This is a genomic window from Aliiruegeria haliotis, from assembly GCF_003003255.1.
Lineage (GTDB): Bacteria > Pseudomonadota > Alphaproteobacteria > Rhodobacterales > Rhodobacteraceae > Tropicimonas > Tropicimonas haliotis.
In genome coordinates, this window is sequence record NZ_PVTD01000002.1 from 406996 (window position 1) to 425963 (window position 18968).

General features: G+C 61.6%; 12 protein-coding genes. 6 read left to right on the top strand and 6 right to left on the bottom strand.

Features of this window, described 5'->3' with window-relative positions:
* Nucleotides 1–2: 2 nt before the first annotated feature.
* Both CLV78_RS07230 and CLV78_RS07235 read right to left on the bottom strand, forming a co-directional pair.
* On the bottom strand, nucleotides 3–1139 hold the full coding sequence (locus CLV78_RS07230; protein ID WP_106204116.1) for a DegT/DnrJ/EryC1/StrS family aminotransferase: 1137 nt from the start codon (nucleotides 1137–1139) through the stop codon (nucleotides 3–5).
* 49 nt (nucleotides 1140–1188) lie between these two features.
* On the bottom strand, nucleotides 1189–1911 hold the full coding sequence (locus tag CLV78_RS07235) for a nucleotidyltransferase family protein (RefSeq protein ID WP_106204117.1): 723 nt from the start codon (nucleotides 1909–1911) through the stop codon (nucleotides 1189–1191).
* A 1008-nt stretch (nucleotides 1912–2919) separates the two neighbouring features.
* Between CLV78_RS07235 and CLV78_RS07240 the strand changes: the two genes are divergently transcribed.
* Entirely contained in the window at nucleotides 2920–3543 is a 624-nt protein-coding gene (locus CLV78_RS07240) for a LuxR C-terminal-related transcriptional regulator (protein ID WP_211300958.1), read from the top strand.
* Nucleotides 3544–3724: 181 nt separating this feature from the next.
* Here the strand turns inward: CLV78_RS07240 and CLV78_RS23835 are convergent, their stop codons facing one another.
* Nucleotides 3725–5266 carry a M10 family metallopeptidase C-terminal domain-containing protein gene (locus tag CLV78_RS23835; protein ID WP_158263467.1) on the bottom strand — a complete coding sequence of 514 codons (1542 nt, stop codon included), beginning with the start codon at nucleotides 5264–5266 and terminating at the stop codon, nucleotides 3725–3727.
* Nucleotides 5267–6261: 995 nt separating this feature from the next.
* Here CLV78_RS23835 and CLV78_RS07250 point away from each other — a divergent pair.
* A complete protein-coding gene (locus CLV78_RS07250) occupies nucleotides 6262–8376 on the top strand; it encodes a GumC family protein (protein WP_106204119.1) in 2115 nt (704 codons plus the stop codon).
* Between the two features lie 172 nt (nucleotides 8377–8548).
* Nucleotides 8549–10684 (top strand): Calx-beta domain-containing protein, encoded by a 2136-nt coding sequence (locus CLV78_RS07255; RefSeq protein WP_106204120.1) that lies wholly within the window; start codon nucleotides 8549–8551, stop codon nucleotides 10682–10684.
* Between the two features lie 279 nt (nucleotides 10685–10963).
* Here the strand turns inward: CLV78_RS07255 and CLV78_RS07260 are convergent, their stop codons facing one another.
* The 3 genes from CLV78_RS07260 to CLV78_RS07270 all read right to left on the bottom strand — a co-directional run bounded on the left by CLV78_RS07260 (nucleotide 10964) and on the right by CLV78_RS07270 (nucleotide 14674).
* A complete protein-coding gene (locus CLV78_RS07260; RefSeq protein WP_106204121.1) occupies nucleotides 10964–12217 on the bottom strand; it encodes an O-antigen ligase family protein in 1254 nt (417 codons plus the stop codon).
* Nucleotides 12218–12281: 64 nt separating this feature from the next.
* Nucleotides 12282–13484, bottom strand: a complete 1203-nt coding sequence (locus tag CLV78_RS07265) for a glycosyltransferase (protein WP_158263468.1) — start codon at nucleotides 13482–13484, stop codon at nucleotides 12282–12284.
* Nucleotides 13485–13552: 68 nt separating this feature from the next.
* A complete protein-coding gene (locus CLV78_RS07270; protein ID WP_106204123.1) occupies nucleotides 13553–14674 on the bottom strand; it encodes a hypothetical protein in 1122 nt (373 codons plus the stop codon).
* 566 nt (nucleotides 14675–15240) lie between these two features.
* Between CLV78_RS07270 and CLV78_RS23610 the strand changes: the two genes are divergently transcribed.
* From CLV78_RS23610 to CLV78_RS07280, 3 genes are read left to right on the top strand one after another with little or no spacing between them, the layout of a single operon-like run.
* On the top strand, nucleotides 15241–16029 hold the full coding sequence (locus CLV78_RS23610) for a nucleoside/nucleotide kinase family protein (protein WP_146136652.1): 789 nt from the start codon (nucleotides 15241–15243) through the stop codon (nucleotides 16027–16029).
* The gene (locus CLV78_RS07275; protein WP_158263470.1) at nucleotides 16026–17450 is read left to right on the top strand and encodes an oligosaccharide flippase family protein; all 1425 of its coding nucleotides are present in this window, start codon (nucleotides 16026–16028) and stop codon (nucleotides 17448–17450) included. Before CLV78_RS23610 ends, CLV78_RS07275 begins: the two co-directional genes overlap by 4 nt.
* Entirely contained in the window at nucleotides 17447–18964 is a 1518-nt protein-coding gene (locus tag CLV78_RS07280) for a hypothetical protein (protein WP_106204125.1), read from the top strand. The genes CLV78_RS07275 and CLV78_RS07280 overlap by 4 nt, the downstream gene beginning before the upstream one ends.
* The last annotated feature ends 4 nt before the right edge of the window (nucleotides 18965–18968 follow it).

Genomic DNA, 18968 nt, shown 5'->3' on the forward strand with positions numbered 1-18968 from the left:
CCTCAAGCCAATGCGAGAATGCCTTCGAGCGCCGTTTCCAGCAGCTCCATCACAAGAAGCGCGTCAGAATCCTCCATCTTCGGATGGAGCGGGAGGGTCAGTTCGCGTTGGGCGAACTCCTCCGTCATCGGCAACCGGACCGACGGATACTGGGCGCGGTAGTGGGACAACATGTGAACCGGCGGATAGTGGATCGTGGTCTGCACGCCGCCGTCATGCAGACGGGCGATGACATCCTCCCGATCGATCTGTTTCGGAAGGACGATGGGCATGATGTGGTGTGCCGACAGGCCGCTGCGCGGTTTCGGTACAACCAGGCCTTCGTGCTGACCGCAGAGGTCCTGAAGGCCTTCCTGGTAGAGAGCGACCAGACGTGCTCTCTGCGCCGCCATGTCCTCCAGCCTCGAAAGCTGGACAATGCCAATCGCAGCGCGGATCTCGTCCATGCGGTAGTTGTAGCCGAGCATCCCCACGTCGTAGTGAGGCGAACGTGAAACGAGGCGTTGCTGGACGCTGCGTGTAATGCCGTGACTGCGCATCTGACGGGCCTGCTCCAGCAGGCTCGGATCGCGCATCAGGACCATGCCGCCCTCTGCCGTGGTCATGTTCTTATTGCCATAGAAGCTGAACGCGGCAGCTTCGCCGTAGGATCCGGCGCCGGGACCGCCAACGGCGTGGGCGGCATCCTCGATCAGCATGATCCCATGACGGTGAGCGAAGTCGCGCCAGAGATCCTTCTCGGCCATGTGCCCCGCGAAGTGCATCAACATGACGGCACGGGTGCGGCCAGTGACCTTGCTCTCGGCGTCCTCGAGCGACATCAACGGCGCCTCAAGGCTCTCGACATCCACCAGCACTGGAACCGCGCCGGCGTACAGCACCGCGTTGACCGTCGCCGCGAATGTCAGCGACGGCACCAGCACCTCGTCTCCCGGTCCCAGCCCAAGCGCCTTCAACATCAGGTGCAGGGCCGCCGTGCAATTCGCGACCGCCACGGCATCCTCGACACCATGGCATTCGGCGAAGGCTGTCTCGAACTCCCGGACGCGAGCGCCCTGGGTCAGCCATCCACTCTCCAGCACGTCCATCACCGCGCTACGCTCTTCCACCCCCAGAACAGGCTCAGCAACCAACAGCATCAGAAATTCCTCGTGAAAAAAGTCCGGCCCGCAGCGGGCCCGGTGTCGTTCAGGCCACTGTCACCAACCTTTCATGCGGTGGTGTCTGCTCGTCCCAGTCGAGTTTCTGTGCGGCCTCGAAATCCTCGATCCGACCGATGTCGAGCCACAACCCGTCGTGCCGATAGGTGTGGATGTGCTCGCCACGGGTCAGCATGCAGTGAGCCAGATCGTCGAAGCCGAAGGGAACACCACGCGGGATCAGACGGAACACTTCCGGTTCCATGCAATAGATCCCCATGCTCATGGTATTGGTCAGCCTCGGCTTCTCCTTGAAGTCGACAACCCGCCCGTCCTCGACCTCGATGACACCGAAGTCCATCAGTGTCTCACGCTCGGCAGTGGCCACGGTCACCATGGCGCCGCTCTGGCGGTGGCAGTTGACGAAAGCACCGATGCTCAGATCGGTGAGGATGTCGCCGTTGATCACCATGAACGTCGAATGGATCTCGTCCTTCAGCATGCTGAGAGCGCCGATCGTACCCAGCGGTTCATGCTCGTCCGTGTAGGTGACGCGCATATCCCACTGGCTGCCGTCACCGCAAAAACTCTTGATAATATGCTTGAGATATCCGGTAGTTATGTAGATCTCGCGGACATCGTTCCGCCGCAACCATTTCACCAGATGCTCTAGAACCGGTTGAGATCGCACCGGCATCAACGGTTTGGGAAGAACCATCGTATAGGGCCGGAGTCTCGTTCCCTTGCCTCCACACTGAATTACGACCTTCATCAACGACTCCTTTTCAATCCTCGACCGGCAGGAAAACCCACCGCCTGTTGCCTCACTGCTCCTCTTTTTGGGCATTCCGGAAATCGCGGCTCTGTATCCTTCGATATCGTTCACCGCGCACGCCCCCCTCACCATCCTAGCGGCTGTGAGAACGGACCGAGTTCGAATAAGGACAGCCTCGGTGGGGAAAAAGGGTTAATGCAGCCCGAACCTGCCCAATTCGAGCTAGGGTGGACGGGCTGCAAAGTGACCCAATGGTCGGTGGACGGGGTGGCGGGCGGCCGGCGACACCCTCAGGATTGCGGACGACACCCCTCATGGAACTGCCCCACAGACCGTTCCGCCGCAGGGCCACCGCGTCTACTCACCCAGAAATTATCAGTGTTTTTAGTATTTTGACCGGATGGCCATTTGGCGGAACGCTGCCATCTTGGGCGGCGCAGGCGATCCCCCAGACCTCACCTGAAAGCCAACTCCTTTCGGATGGTAGTGCCGCCCTACCTGACCTTCCGGTGTACCCTCCCTCCCTCGTAGTGTTTACTCACGGACGGATTGGTGTTACAAAATCTTTACAAACGTTAACGCGGAACCGGAAACCCAAGAACAGCCGCCAACCTACTGGGCGCACAATTTCTTGTGTAAAGTCTGATAGTCAGGCGCTTTGGGTACTCCACAAGTTGACCAGTGATTTAGGTTAAAAACCGCGTAGGCAATTGTGGTGCATCTTGCGAGATCGAGGTTTCTTGGGAGGACCTTGATGGAATGCAGCCGGTTGCAAAGGGGGCTTTGGCAAGAAACCGAGCGGGCAGCTGTTGAAACCAGTTGCAGGGCTGTCGCCTTGTTTTTTGTGGGGGGAAAGTAATGGAAAGCACTGTTTTTTCCGTTGCAATCGTGGATTCGTGTTCGGTCTCGTGCGCAGGCCTGAAGAGCATCCTGGATCCGCATCTATTCAAAATCGATCAAATCTGGCCAAGCCTGGAAGAGGCTGTTGGCTCGGGACCCCTGGAGGTGTCTCCGGCCGTCATTCTGATCAATGCATCCGCATCCATCCTGCCGTCGGACGAGACCCTGTCGGAGTTGCGCACCACGCATCCCGACGCCCGGCTCGTGCTGATTTCAGAGAAATGTGATCCCGCGCGGGTCCAGGAGGCCATGCATGCCAATATCGATGGCTTCCTGCTGGAATCCTTCCGGCCGCAGGCATTCTCGAAGGCCATTGAACTGATCGTACTGGGCGAACGGGTGTTTCCCGTTCTCGAGTTCGACGGTGCAACCAGTGACATCGAGCGGCAGGCCTCGCCCTTCGAGGATCTGTCAGCGCGGCAGATGCGCGTCGTCGAGCTTCTGGCAAAGGCTTATTCCAACAAGGAAATTGCGCGAGAACTGGATATCTGCGAATCCACGGTCAAGGTTCACGTAAAGGCGATCCTGCGCAAAACCGGATCCCGCAACAGAACCGACGCGGCGTTGCTGGCACGGAGCCTGGAGACCCAGACCCATCCTCCAGCTACGCTTTCGGAATTTGCGCGGCCCGAACCAGCAAGCGTCAAGCGCGCAGCGGTCGTCGGTCATCAGCGGGGCGAGCACCTTGGTGACGTCGTTGCCATGGATGCACGTGCCTTGCGCGGATAGGCGTCTGCCACAGCCTCGAGTCGGGGCGTCCAATCAGGCGTCATGCCGGTTGGTGGGCGGTAATCGGCCCTACGCCTGCTTGACGTGATCGCTATCCCGGACTGATCCGGGAAGGGCACCGCAATAATGACAGGGGCTGGCCCGGCAATGCCGGGCCAGCCCCTTGTTCATTCGTTTCGGCTTACAGGTTGAAGTCGGATTCCGAAAGATCGATGTGGCCGCGCACGAGCAACTGGAACTCGATGTCCGAGTCGTCATCCACGTTGCCGGAGATCACCGTCACATCGCTGCTGCCTTCCGCAAAGCGGACCGACAGCTCGCCCGGTGCACCGGTGAGTTCGCCGTACACGAGCTTGAAAGCCTGATTGCCGCTGACCTCCCGGTTTGCATCGATCCGGGAAAGATCGATCGTATCGCCATCGGTGAAGTCCATGATGGTATCGACACCGTAGGACTCGCGGGAATCGCTGAGACGTTTGTAGTAGAAAGTGTCGTTGCCTGCATTGCCCCAGATGAGGTCAGCCCCGTCGTTGCCTCGGATGACGTCATCCCCGGCACCGCCCTTGATGATGTCGGTCCCGTTCTTCCCGTCGATCTTGTTGTCCCGACCGTTGCCGATGATCGTTTCATCGTCACCGTCGCCCTTGAATGACCGTCCGTCGAAGGTCGGTTTGCCTTCGTCGGGCTCGGGCTTGGGATCCGGCTTCGTTTCCGGTTCCGGCTTTGTCTCGGGCTCGGGCTCGGGCTTCGGTTCCGGCTCAGGCTTTGGTTCCGGTTTGGGCTCTGTTTCAGGCTCCGTCGGCGTCTCCGGTTCAGGCTCCGTCGGCGTCTCCGGTTCGGGGTTTGATGGCTCCGTGCCATCCTCATGATCGGCGATCCACTCCGCACGCGCGGTTTCCCAGTAGTCGCGGGCCTCTTTGCCCTGCAAGACCTCCCAGCCGTCCGGCGGCATCGGATAGTCGTCCGGAAGCGGCGTGTTGGACAGGTTGAGGAACACGTTCCCCTTGGATTCGATCGTGTGATCCCAGGCGTCGAACATGCTGCGATAGCTGCGGTGGTCCACATCTTCCAACGCGAACACGCAGTCGATGAAACGCAGGTTTGGCGTGACTTCGCCATCGGTCGCGGAATCGGTCTTGATGAATGAACCGTGGGTCATCTCGCCCTTGTAGAGCGACGTCTCGAGGCGCAGGAGAACGCCCTCCATCGTGACAGTTTCCTTGCTGCCATCGACAGGGCTGGACGAGGACGGATCGATGCTCAGACCGGCGTAAACACCGTCGAACAGGCTGTCCTTGATCGTCCCGCTTTGCAGCCGGTCGTTCTCCACCGCGTCGTCGCGTGCATCGGTAACCCAGACATTCTCGATCAGGAAATCGTCGCTGTTCCAGGAAACCCGAATTGCATCCCAGGTCTCGGTGATGCGCCAGTCCCGGATAACGACACCCGGGCTATCCTCGGTCCGGATTGCCGCCGCGTTGCCTTGGTCATAGACCGTCCGCCACGCACTGTCCTGGTCGATGTTGCCAATAATCGTTCCACCTTCGAGTACAACGTTAGGCGCATCGTAGACCATGAACGGATAGGGGTTGCTCTTTCCGTCACTATCATCGTTGTCATGGCGGAAGGTTGCGCCTTCCGCATTGATGACAGTTCCGTCGTCCAGATCAGAGATCTTGTACGGGTCGTACCCGTAGTCACCTTTCAAAGTGATAGTGCTCATTTCTCCGTACCCCCAAAGAAGTACGTCGAAATGCCAGAACGCTCAAAGGCGAAATGGCATTCGGTATGCATTTCGCATACCTTCACTGTGTTTTCAGGCATTTACTGCTCCGATGGTTTGATACCACGATGGGTATCCGAGTGGGTAGTTCGCATTTCTCGAGGCAACCGTTTTCCCGGTCGCTCCTTTTGATGTAGCGATAGTTGCCCCGGCGGCCATTGAAAGGCAATCAGCGCCATTTTGCTCGGCGGCTTTATGCCAAAAGTCCCAGAAATTAACGAAAAAAATCGCTCACGACAGATATTCACGTTTGCTTATGGATCACAATAAACCCTGCATAATTCTGGCGAATTTTGCAGCCTTACCTATTTGGGAGTATGCACGAATTCTAAACATTGGCGCAACCGTGATGATGCCTGCTCGTCACACCGATCCGCGCGCTGCCACGCAGCCAAGCCGTCATCTCTGCTCGATTTCATGCCTCTTTGGTGCCAATCTGTACTCCAAGATGGCCCTTCGTCCCGGCCCTTAAAGGTGGGACAAAGGTATTGCAAAGCGTCGCCTTGGCTTTTGGCCAGGCCTTGGGTGTTGGAGCACTTGCAGCTTCCCGGATGCGAACGGGAAAGAAGCAGGCGGTCCCAATGCGGCGCATGGGGGGTGGAGATTGTTGTGAATGTTGAAGAATCTTATTGTCAGACACCACTGAATTGCCGGGATTTTGGGGCGGCAGTCTCGATTGGTATTTCGCTTTCCCGACAGAGAAGTCGGCGCGGCCACCTGTGCCGTGTACTTTCGATTCCAATTTCGCCTAGTGGCCCCTTCGAGAATTCCGCTTCGGAAATCAATTCGCTACACGTGCGAAACCAACACACCCCACGATCCCGAACGGTTGCCACGAGGGGTTTTGGGAAACCGGTCACGGGGAGGATCCGTCAGCATCTCGCGCCTCTTTCTCTGCGGCATGTCGCGCTTCATGAACCCGCGTGGTCTCCGGAATGATCCACAGCGATTCCAATTCCCTGCATTTTAGCCAGATCGCCACGCTCCTGCGGCGGCGGTGGCTGCTGGTCACGGTATTCGTCCTGATGGGATTGGGGCTGACACTGGCCGCGGCCGTATTGCTGGAGCCGAAATACACGGCCAAGGCGCAGATCCTCTTTGAGGCGCAGATGCAGGACGGCGTCGCCGTCATCGACGAGGCGGCTGTCAATACGCTCGTCGAAATGTTGATTTCTCCCAACCACATACGGCGTCTTGCTGTCAGTCTCGAAGAAGATCCGGGAGAAGTAATCGGCCAAGTCGACGCCGCCGAACCGGAGGTGCCCGACACCGAAGCGCCGGCTGCGGGCGAACTGGCCGTTCCGTCGTTCCTGCGTCCGGTTGCGGAGAACGAGACGGTCGAACGGCTCATTGCTGCGGTAAACGCTCCGCCCGAAGTGCCCGTCCTGACGTACGAGGCCCTGAAACGAGGGCTGAATGCCTACAAGGAACGCCAGTCGCGGCTGATCGCGGTCACGTTTTCGACCACAGATCCGGAAACAGCCGCGATTGTGGCCAACCGGGCCGTCGACCTTCACCTGCAACTGGAGGCGGAGTTCCAGCGGGACCGGCGGGCGTCCTACATCAAGGCCGTCAGCGAGCGCATCCCGAAGGCGCGCAGAGATCTCGACCGTGCGGAAGCGGCTCTCAGAGTGCATCAGGTCAGGTATGGCCTGAGCGACGAATCCGTGACCGACGCGACGGCGCAACAGATTTCCGAATTGAACCGACAGCTCTCGAAGGCGAGGTCGGATCTGGAGGGACTTGTCACGCAGCTTGATCGGCGCCAGGCCGCAAGCCGCAGCGCACCGGGCCGCGACACGGTGATAGACAACACCGCGCCCTCTGCCGGCGACGCGGCGCAGCGGCGCCTGTGCGGATCAGGCGGCGCCTGTCCACAACAGGGCGTTGCGCAGGTTCTGGAGCGAATGACACTGGATCGGATCGCCACCGAGGCCCGCATCGATGACATCGAACGGCGCCTTGCCACCTTGCAGCGTGCCAGTGTCGACAAGAGCGATGCCTGGACCCGCCTGCGGGAACTCCAGCATGAGGCCGAGAGTGCCGGAAAAACCTATGACAGCCTGCTGCGTCGACATGCCGATCTGCTGGCGCGCAACGACCAGCAGACACCTGTGCGCCTTATTACGACGGCCTCGGTTCCAGTCGCGCCAAGCACGCCGAACCCGTTGCTGTTTGCAGTACCTGCGGTTGTCGTCTCCCTGATCATCGGCGGGATGATCGCAGCGCTCTTCGAAAGGCTCGACCAACGGTTCCGGGGCGAACGTGACGTCGAGGAGACGCTAGGCGTCCCCTGCATCGGCCTTGTCCCGAAAATCAGCCGGCGGCGCTTCTGGTCACTGCTTCGCCTGCTGCGGGAGCAGCCATTTGCCCGCTACACGGAAGCGATCCGGGGCGTCTACCTTGCGACTTCCCGCGTTTCGGCCAATGGCACGCGGCCGGTCACGCAATTGATCACATCCTGCGCGAAGGGCGAAGGCAAGACGACGATCGCGGTCAGCCTGGCCTTGTACGCGGCGCAGTTGCAACGCAGGGTCCTTCTGATCGATCTGGACTTCCGAAACCCCGGTGTCACCCGCCTTCTCGGGCCGGATCAGCTGGTTCCATCCCTTTCCGGGATCATCCCGCCATGGGGGAGTGGCGGCGACGATGGTATCCAAACGGCGCTGCGCTCCGGCGTAGATGTCATCTCGCTGCCGCGCGCAAAAGTCGATCCGCTCTCGGTTCTGGCAAGTGACGATTTCGCCGCCTTCCTGACGGAGATGAAGTCTACCTATGACTATATCCTGCTGGATGGCGGGACCGTCGAGGACGCAACAGAGACGCAATTGCTGGCGTCCATGGTGGATCGCGTGGTTCTGACCGTGCGATGGGGCGTCACGGACGCGCGCGCCGGGCTCGCGGCCATGAACCGGATCCGAGGAATGAGCCCGGAAGCCTCGCTGCCGGTTGGCGTGATCATCAACCAGGTCAGGATGCGGGTCCACGCACGCCGTCGCTACAGCGAACCGTCCCGGGCTTCCGCCACGCCACAGGTTCAGGGCAGTTGATCGGGGGGCGCCCACAGCCGGCGCTGTCCTCCGGTGGGGTTACGCCTCTACTCATGAACAGGTTGTATCCCCCTCAATTGCCGAAACCTGCGCGAACAAGGGGTTAGAATTGATGCAGTGACTCGGGTGCCCGGGCTGTCCATTTGTACGACAGGGAGGTTTGAGGGGAGAATTGCGGTTTTACTGGAAACATAATGACGTCGGTGCGAGGACGTCTGCGCGTGAGTGGCTGGAGGACTGGGTTGCCGGCATCCGGTGGTGGAAAGTTCTCCAGACGCCTGGAAACTACTGGGAGGAACAGGGGGCAAATACCTCTGCTATTGCTCTCAGCGTTGCTTCGGGGCCCCTCACAAATATATTCGGCACGGAAGTCGCGGAGGACCTGATCGGGACCGGCCGCGACGAACGGATCTACGGATATGGTGGCAACGACCGGCTCTACGGCAAGGGCGGCAATGACGAGTTACACGGCGGAGAGGGCAACGATGTCCTCAACGGCGGTGAAGACCGGGATACCATGTTCGGTGGTCCGGGCGACGACAGCTACTATGTGGACGATCCTGGCGATATGGTCAGCGAAACATCTACGCCCGGCGTCGATGACGGTGGCACCGACACCGTCAAGAGTGACATCGGGTTTGCCCTCGGTGCCTATGTCGAGAAGCTCCAGCTGACCGGAGGCGCGGCGGTCGACGGCACCGGCAACGCGTTGAACAACAACATCAAGGGCAACGGCGCCGCCAACACGTTGACGGGTGGCGACGGTCGCGACACGATCTATGGTTACGGCGGCTCGGACATTCTCGTCGGTGGGCTCGACCGCGATTACCTTTATGGCGGAGCCGACAGCGATACCTTTGTTCTCCGGCCGGAACCGGGAGCGTGGGACAAGGTCTACGACCTGGCCAACGAAGATTTCCTCGGGATCTACGGAAGTGAGTTCGGCCTGTCCGAGGGCTCCGGCTTCATCGGCGGTGTGCTTGACCCGGACTATTTCGTTGCCGGTGCGGCTGCCACGGCGACCGGTCACGGCCAGTTCGTGTATCGCGCCGACAAGGCGGAGTTGCTCTGGGATTCGGACGGCACCGGCGCGGCGAAAGCACTCCGGATTACGCTCGTTCAAGCCGGAGCGACCGTAGACTCCTCCCAGATCATTTCCATGGATCAAGGGGGGGGCGTTTCGGTCGCGGCCTTCAGTTCGGACCCGCAAGGCGAGGATCTCGGGTCCGCCTATTTCGTCCTGACACTGGACAAGCCACTTGACGAGGACGTCGAACTGACCTTCAGCACGGTGGATGGCTCCGCCTCTGCTGCGGACGGTGATTTCGTCGGCCTGTCCGCCGAAAGTCTTGTTCTGAACGCCGGGTTCACGACGGCCTATGTTCCGGTGACCTTGCTGAACGACGATGAAAGCGAGCCGGTGGAGAGCTTCTCGCTCCAGATCGACTCGGCCAATATCGTCGGCAGCGGGGCTCCGGTGGCCATCGCGACGGCCCAGGCGACCATGTTGATCAAAGATGACGCTCCGAAAGTGGTGGCCGAGCACGCCACCGCGCCTCTTGGCATGACAGATCCCTCCGGGATCGCCTACGACGTTCGGTCCAACCGACTGATCATCGCCGATTCAGAGGTCGAAGAAGAACCCTTCTTCCAGGACGAGAACATCTTTGCGCTGACGCTCGACGGAGACCTGAAGGCCTCCCGCGAGCTGAAGTTCACCACCGAGCCCACGGGGCTGGCCATCAACACCGAGAAACGTCTTCTCTTCACGACCGATGACGACGAAAACATGGTGTTTGCCAGCAAGCCTCACAAGCCCAACAAGGTGAAATGGAAGTTCGATACGACCAAGCACGGAGGCATCGACCCCGAGGACATTGCCGTCGATAGAGACAGCGGCAACCTGTTCATCGTGAACGGGCTGGATCGAAAGGTCATCGAGGTCAACCAGCGTGGGAAGAAGCTCATCGACTCCTTCGTCCTTGATCCAGAAATCTCCGATCCCGAAGCACTTGCCTACGATCACCAGGACGAGGTGTTCTACGTGGGCGGCGGCTTCAGCGACAAGATCTGGATGCTTGATCGTGATGGCGACATCATTGACGTCATCACCGTTCTGGAAGGCGCCCGGTCGCAGGACCTCAACCGCCGGGTCAACGTCAAGGACATCGAGATCGCACCGGCAAGCGATGGCTCGGGCGAGAAACACCTCTACGTTGCAGATTACGGATGGTCCCACGAGGCGGATGGCCGGTTGATCGAGATCGACCTGGGCGATGCCGGTTCCTACTGGAACGTCGTGGCCTAAGCGTAGCAGAGACCGCACAGCCCCCCCGTACGTCTCTGCGAAGGGCATCACCCATGCATCTAATCAATGTGTGGGTGGTGCTTTCGCGCGACGCACAGGCAATGTCGAAGGGACCTGTTTTGTCCGTCGAACACTGGGTCCCCCGCACGTTCGGCTCCGCGTTTTGGTTGACGAGGCCTTGCGCCTCAGCCGTGCAGGATCAGGCGAAGACGCCTTCCAATCTGCTATCGCTCATGGTGACTGGCAGGCTGGTCCTTCGAAGGGAAAGCCGGCGCCGGGTCAGGCTGCAGAAGAGGTCTTTCCTTGCAGCGACGCGACCGGCGATCGGCTCGTCTGGAATCGCGCCTCCAGCAGGCAAATCACGATCACGAACCAGAATATCGGATGCCGCACCGTGTAGTGGAACATGCTGAAGACCAGCAATCCGATGATCAGCCCTGCAAGGGCCGGTTTCTTCGCCCGCGTGACACCGACAAGCGAGATGCTGGTGATCCAGATGAACGCCCCCACGGCGACAATGCCACCCTGCGTGAACAGATCGAGGAGTGTATTGTGGGCTTCGAACTTGGACGGTGGCGGGCGCTTGTAGGATTTGCTGGTCAGGTGCGGGCCGGGACCGAAGCCGATCAGCTTCGCGTCGAGCCCCTTGTCCAGCGCCTCCGCCCAGAGTTTCAGCCGGGTGTCGCCCTGCTCGTTTTCGCCATAAAGCGCCTCGGTGCTTTCGCCGAGCTTTTCAAGCGCTGCGGAGGCAAAGGGGACGGATGCTGCAATCGTCAGCGGCAAGGCCATGACCGCGAGGACAACCGCAGTGCCCCGCAACGACGGTGCCATCTCCTCATCCCCGACCCATGAGATCGACTTCAGCGTCGCCACAAGTGCGCCTGACAACATCAGGCCGATCATGAAACTGTCGCTGCGGCTCAGCATACCGGCGACGAACGGCATCACGCTGAGTGCAAGCGCCCGAACACTCTTCCAACCTGTCTCCGCGGTATCGAACAGGTGTAGCCCGAGCAGGACGATGATCAGGGCAAAAAAGCCAAGTTGGTTTGGGTTCTCCGCCCAACCGATCAGGCGGTCGTAGTACCAGCTCTTCGTCCCCGGTGTCGGCGCGAGGCCGAATCCGCCCGCGACCTGCAAGGTCAACGAAGCACTTCCCAGCACCAGCAGCACCCAAAGCATGTGGCGTCGTTCCGCCCTGTCACTGAGGTTGAGGGCCACCAGGAGGCTGAAGCATAGCACCAGCGTATAGGCGATGATGTCGCGCAGGATACCACTCACGTAGTGGAAGGGTTCAATGACGAGACCCACCATCATGCCGATACACTGTATGATCACCATCACCAGCCAGAAGACCGCAACCCGCCGGAAGGCCGGGTTAAGGACCAGAGGCTGGCACAGGACCTGTCGCAGGATCGCAAGCAGCATCCAGGCGATCAGCAACAGCTCCCCGGGTCCCACCGGAACGCCGGAGGGGCGTAGCTGTGTCGCCGCGATCAGCACCAGCCCGAGAGCAAGTAGCGCGGAGGTCATGGCGCGTCCTCCGGTCCGCCCGGGCCGGGGTCAGGCACGGGTGTTGGGATAGGGCCGCAGCCTGTCATGCCGGTCCTGTGTCGGCCGCCGTCCACTGCGACCCTGTTGGATCCTCGACCGTCTGCCCGGCCAGCAGTTTGCGATACAGCACGTCGTGGGATGCCGCGCCGCTTTCGACCGTGAACCGCTGGCGGACCCGATCCGGCAGGCGCGCGGCCATTGCCTTTCCTTTCTCCTTGTCGGACAGCGCGGACAGGATCGCCTGCGCCAGCAACTCCGGAGACTGCGGAGGCACCAGTCTCCCGGTCTTCTGATCCTCGATGACTTCGAGGCAGCCGGGCATACTGGTGGAGACGATGGGCAACCCCGCCAGGGCGGCTTCGAGCAAAACTCTGGGCACCCCTTCCGCGTACTCGGTCGGGAAGGCAAAGAGATCCGCCATGCGCAGCAAGGCCGGGATATCGGTCCTTGGCCCGGTCGCGACAACGGATGGCCCCATCGCGGTGATCTTCGCGGCGCTGATGGCGTCGCGACCTTCGCTCTCACGGGGGCCGACCAGCAGGAAGCGTACGCCGGGTCGGTCCTTCAGCACGATCTCGGCCGCCTTCAGGAGCGTTTCGATCCCCTTCTGGCGCGTCAGGCGTGATACCGTGATGACAACTTCATCGGTCCCGAGGCCCAACTCGTCGCGCAGGGTTTCCGGCGAGGGTGCGCCTTCGAGCGCCGCGTCGAACCGGGCGGGATCGATGCCGCCGCCGCCAGCCGGGATCACAACGGCATTCCGCCCCGCCATGCCCTGTTGTTCAAAAAAGTCACGGTCGCTGGAGTTCTGGAACACCGTGGCATCTGCGTATCGCGATGCGACCACCCCATGCAGCCCCTTGAGGACAAGGCGAACGGACATCGCGAGCGGCGACCTTGAGGAATAGACCCAGCCTCGGCCGCAAATTGTCCGCACCGCCAGCGTATCACGCCCCGACGCCGCGATCGGCAGCATCAGGCAGGGCTTCGTGTCGAAGCCTTGCGCAAGGTCCGGTTGAACCTTGTCGAGGATTTCTCCAAGCCGCCGGGTGGCCCTGCGATCGCTCAGGGGAGAGATGAAACGGTCGAACGCGAACGGCACGAAGTCGATCCCTTCCTGCACGAACGCCGCCTCGCCACCGCTTGCCGCGACGCTGACGCGATACCCCAAGGCGCGAACGGCCTTGATGAAGGGCAGGCGCAGGTCGGCGTCTTCTCCGCCGATATAAAGTACATGTGCTGTCATCTTTCGCCGTCCGTCTTTGTCCATTTAGGCGCCACCCCCCGCGGCAAATCGCGGGCGTTCCAAAGGCGCTACCGGTTCATCCGCTGGAAATAACTCTTAAAAAACTGTTGCAGGTCCGGGTACTCGCCGCCGTCCATCATTGCGAGGCTTGGACAGGATTGGGTCTCCTGCATGCCCCAGGAATAGGTCATGTCGAACGGACGGATCTCGGGAGGAAGCAGGCTGTCCCAGCGGTCGAACATCTTCTGCACATCCTCGCTGGACGGCACGCTATAGAAGTTCTTCTGATCGACGGTGCACGCCTGCCCGAAGGCCTGAAACACCGGGACAAGCCGGGACTTCGGAATGCCCGCGTCCAGCGCCCGGTTCACCCGTTCATCGATCTTGTCCATGTCGCATCCACCCAGCTTGGTGTTGCACGGATAAACAACGACCCCGATCAGGTCCGCGGAGTCAGCGAGTTGCGCAAATTCTTCCTGGTAGTAGTACCCCCCGCTGATCGCGATGAAGGAGCGCCCTTCGGGATGGTGCTTGTGAATGAGCGCGGTGCGTTCTGCTATACGTTCTGGCGCATCCGGACAGGTTGTGGGCCGTGGAATGTCCGCGATGAAATAGATACCGCTGAATTTCGGATGGTCCCTCGCCTCCTGAACGATCTTCACCAGGTCGTCATCGCTCTTCTTGAATTCACAGGTCGTGTTGTAGCCATTTCGCATCCACAGAAGCCCAAGCGCCCCGTCCGGCAATGCATCGAGCGACGCGACGGAGGAGACATCGGCGAGGTTGAAGCCGATCTTTGCGGCATCCGGGAAGTTCTTCGAGTGGTTCACAGTATAGTGCAACGCCGCTTTCCCGCCATCCACGGGTCCGAAGGCGCGCCCGGGCAGAGCGTCAAGAAACCAGGCGGCGCTGCCCCCGGCGGCAACAAGGGCAATCGCAACAAGGGTGCTGCGCAGTGTCACTTGAAAGACGATACAGAGTGTCAGTGCGACCAGCGCGCCAATCATTCCCAGAACCGGAACCACCCAGCTCCAGCCGTAGCTCTCTGCCACCGCGATCATCCATGGCATGTAGAGGGGAAACGCAAGCGCCAGAAGGACCACCGTCGTCAGGCCCAACCAGGCGAGCCACGACGACTTTGGAGGGGTATCAATTGGCCCGTCATCACGACGATCCGGAAATGACATCATACCAATCTCCCTGAGGGGTGCCTTCAGAAAAGCCCCGATCCTGCAACAGATCCGAATTGTGCCCCCCGGACCCGGAACTGGGTCGCGGTCCTTTCAAGGCGCGCGGGAACGACACCGCGACGACGCAAATGGAAATCCGGTTCACTTCCGGTCAGATCGACCCGGATGTCGGTCGCCGAGATTGGGGGCCTCCGCCCCGCACAGTTCCCGGTTCCGCCCATGCGTCACCCGCGGTCTCGACCGCGCCCTTGTCCAGCATCGCGAATTCGAACCGGCGGGAATACTATACTTGCGGATGAGAACCCAACCCCTTCGGGAGGCCTTGCGACCCCGACACCCGCCGAATGGTCCCTTTTGAGGCATTAACGGGCTGGAACCACTGCGTTAATCTCGGTCAGGTGGCGGGGTCGCCGGGTTTTTGCAACGGGCAAGCTGTCCCGGGATCCGGACGGGTCCGATCACGAGCATTTCGACGGCGGATTCATGGAAAGTCGATACCAATGGCGATTGTTGAGCAAGCGGGCACCCCTGTCCGGCGACCGGCCGGATCGCCTCGAGCTGACGCCATGACCGACGCCGACAGCGCCGCCTTCGTGCCGACCGCCGGTTCAGTTCTTGAGTTGATCGGTCCGCCGGCCTCGGGAAAGACCACGCTTGCCCTGGCTGTTGCCGCCGAGCTCCGCCAGCGTGGAACTCCGGTAAACCTGCAGGTCAGCGCGCGCCCGGGCGAGGTGCCCGGCGACACACTGGAACCAGGTGCGGCCTTGAATGATAGCGCACCACGCCCGCGCAGCCGGGCGGCCAAACTTGGCGATATTCTCCGGGACGCGCTCGGAACAACAGCGCGGGACCCTCTCGCCGCTGCCCTTCTGGAACTGATGCCATTGTCCGGCAGCCTGAACGCACTGCGCCGGCGACGCTATCTTGCCAGCCTCGCCGCCGGGCAGGGTACGGGCCTGACACTGCGGGATCAGGGTTACCTCTGCGCTGTTGCCGGGCTCGCGCTGGATTCCGGCCGCACCGACGAGGCGATCCTGAACAAGGCGCTTCGGCTGATCCCGCTGCCGGATGTCACGGTTTGGATTGATGTAGCCCCCGACGTGACGGCGGCCCGCCTGCGGGACCGCCTGTCGCAACAGGGACGAGCTGCCCGGCTGCTGGAGCGGACCCCTGACGCGAACCCGGCACTCGCCCGAGTGTTCGATACGATCATGTCGCTGCTGGAGCGCGACGGAAAATGCGTGGTGCGGGTCTGCGGAGAGGCGTGGACCGATTTCGAGGCAGCGGTCCCTGTCATCGTTTCCGCCGCGCTCGACCGTGGGCCGAAAGCCTCTGTAAAGGTGGGACCCAAGTGAGCGTCAGGACACCGAACTCAGAGTCTGGAGCCCCGCAAGCTGCCCACGAAGACGGCCTCCTCGGCAAACGCCTGTTCGCCTCCAGCTCGATGGCGTTTCTCGTTCTGGTTTCGGGTGCTGGCATCGGGCTGGTGGCGCAACTTGGGACCGTTCGGTTGATCGGCGCGGAGAGCTTCGGCCTCTACGCCTACGTGATCGCCTGGACAACGGTGCTGGGCTACATCTCCACCTTTGGCTTCCACGTTTCGCTGCTCCGGCTGTTGCCGACCTATCAAGTTGAGAGCGACTGGTCGAAAGCGGGTGGCGTGCTGCGATTTGCAGTGTCGGGCACCGCACTTGCCGGCACGGCGGTCGCAGCCCTGGCCGCGGCAACGGCCTATGCCGTGCACGGAACCGACAGCGAGCTTGGCCGGGCCCTGCTGATCGGCGCCGCCGCCGTTCCCCTACTGGGATTGCGACTGGTCAGCGCCGCGGCGGTGCGTGCCTATGGCGGCATCATCCCGGCAATGCTGCCGGAGCGCATCCTCCGCGACACCCTGGCTTTCCTCTTCCTGGCCTTTGCCGTACTGACGGGACTTGCGACCCCCAACGCCGTCACGGCCATGAGCGCGGCGCTGCTCTCGGCGGTCTTGCTGCTCTGGATACTCCGCCGTTTTCTGGTGGCGAGAGTCCCCCGGGACATCACCGACGCACCACGCAGCTACGCCCCCCGAACCTGGCTCCAGCCAGCGGTGTGGCTCACGCTGATCATGCTGGCCGACACGCTCATGTCCCGCGCCGGTATTCTGGTCCTTGGCTCCCGCGGGCTGCCGACCGAAGTCGCGATCTTCACGGTGGCCACAAGCCTGTCGCTGATCGCAGCCCTGCCACGCCTGTCAATCTCGACCCTCTTCGCGCCGACGGTCTCCGCGCTCTATGCCCGGAAGGACATGGATGGCCTGCAGAGCCTCGTGGCCCGGTCTGCGCTGTTGTCGCTTGGGGGGACGCTTGCGGTGGCACTGCCATTGATCCTGGGGGCGCCGATCATCCTGCCCTGGTTCGGCGAGACCTTCCTGGCCGCCAGACCTGTTCTCACCATTCTGATCCTCGGGCAACTCGCCGCCGCCGCGGCCGGCCCACAGCAGCACCTGCTCACCATGACCGGGCGTGAGCGGGTGGGATCCAAGCTTATGATCGCAGCAGCCATCAGCAACGTGATCTGCGCGGCCATCTTCTATGGACCTTTCGGCGTGATAGGCGTCGCCGTCGCGGCCGCCCTCAGCATGATCGGGTGGAACGTTGGGATGATGTGGTTTCTCAGGCGCAACCTTGGACTGCGCCCCGGCCTTGCCTGCGCACCCACACTTCTGAAAGACGCGTGGTCGCCAAAACCAGAAAAACCGGCCAGTATCGCCCCGGGCCTCCCGGAGGGAAAACCATGAACAAGATCGATGAATCACCCATGGCAGAGGTATCGCAACCGGAATCCGGCTCTAAACACGACCCGACCCGGGCCTTGATTGCCGCGCTCAACCGGCGGCAAGTGCGCTATTGCCACTGGAAAAGCAACATCCGGCTTCCGGAGACCATGTCAGGGGATGAGGATCTGGACGTTCTGGTGTCCCGACTCGATGCGGAGCCCTTTCTGGCCGCGCTGTCGGAAGTGGGTTTCAAGCTGGCCGACTCTCGCTACGGTGCCGGGCATCCCGGTGTAATCCACGCGTTCAGGCCGGACGCCACGTGCAGCAAACTCCTGCATGTCCACGCCTATTTCCAGGTCATCTCCGGCGACAGCCTGGTGAAATCCTTCCGGTTGCCGTTCGAAGACCTGCTGCTCGACGGCGATCATGTCGACCACGGGCTGCCAGTTCCGGCCCGGGACGCGGAGCTTGTCACCTTTCTGCTTCGCATCGTGCTCAAGCACACCAGCCTGGCGGAATGCCTGCTGGTCAACCGGCACTACGACGCCGTCCCGGACGAGCTTTCATGGCTCCTGGATCAATGCGACGAGGATGCCGGACGTGCGCTCTGGATAGCCCGCGTTCCCGGGACCACCGACGCGGAGTTCGACGACATTCTCGAGGCCGTTGCGGACCCCTCGGCCGTGCTTCGGCGGATCCGGCTGGGCCTTCGGCTGAGTTGGAGGCTGCGGGATTGGCGCCGGTTGGGTCCTATCAGCGGTTTTGCGTCCCGTATGTGGCGCCTCGGGCTGCTTGTCGTCTGTCGCATCCGGCGACGCCGGCCGCGACGGCTCATCGCCGGTGGTGCGATCGTGGCCCTCGTCGGCCCCAAGGCGAGCGGCAAGTCGACACTGGGAAAGGCTCTTGCGAGCCGGATCGGCAAACAGATCGACCTTCGCCGCATCCATGTCGGCAAACCACCGGCGACACTCCTCTCCGCACCCTTCCGGCTGTTGCTTCCGCTGCTCCGCCGCGTCATGTCCGCAGAGCGGTCCAGTGAATACCAACGACCCGAACGGCGCGCCGAGCAGCGCTACTCGCTGGCATATGTGGCGCGCATGACGTTGCTCGCCTATGATCGCCGCGCGTTGTTGCTGCGCAGCCGCCGCGCGGCCTCAAGCGGGGCAATCATCGTGGCCGATCGCTACCCATCCACCGGAACCGGTGTGATAGACAGCAGCCAGTTCAGCGAAGCCGCCGTGGAGGCCTGCGAGTCGAAACTCAAACGGTTCCTGATGCACCACGAGCGGAAACTCTACGCGGACTTGCCGGCACCGGACCTCGTCATTCGCCTGAATGCCCCAATCGAAACCACGATCCACCGCGACGCCACCCGGGACAAGGCCGACGCCCCCGATCCGGACAGCCTTCGTCGGCGGCGGGAGATCGAGACCGTGGCCGAGTTCCCCGGCACCCCGGTCCTGGAAATCAGCACCGATTGCCCGCTGGAACAAAGCGCGGCGGGTGTTGTTCGGGGTGTCTGGAAACACCTGTGATGAG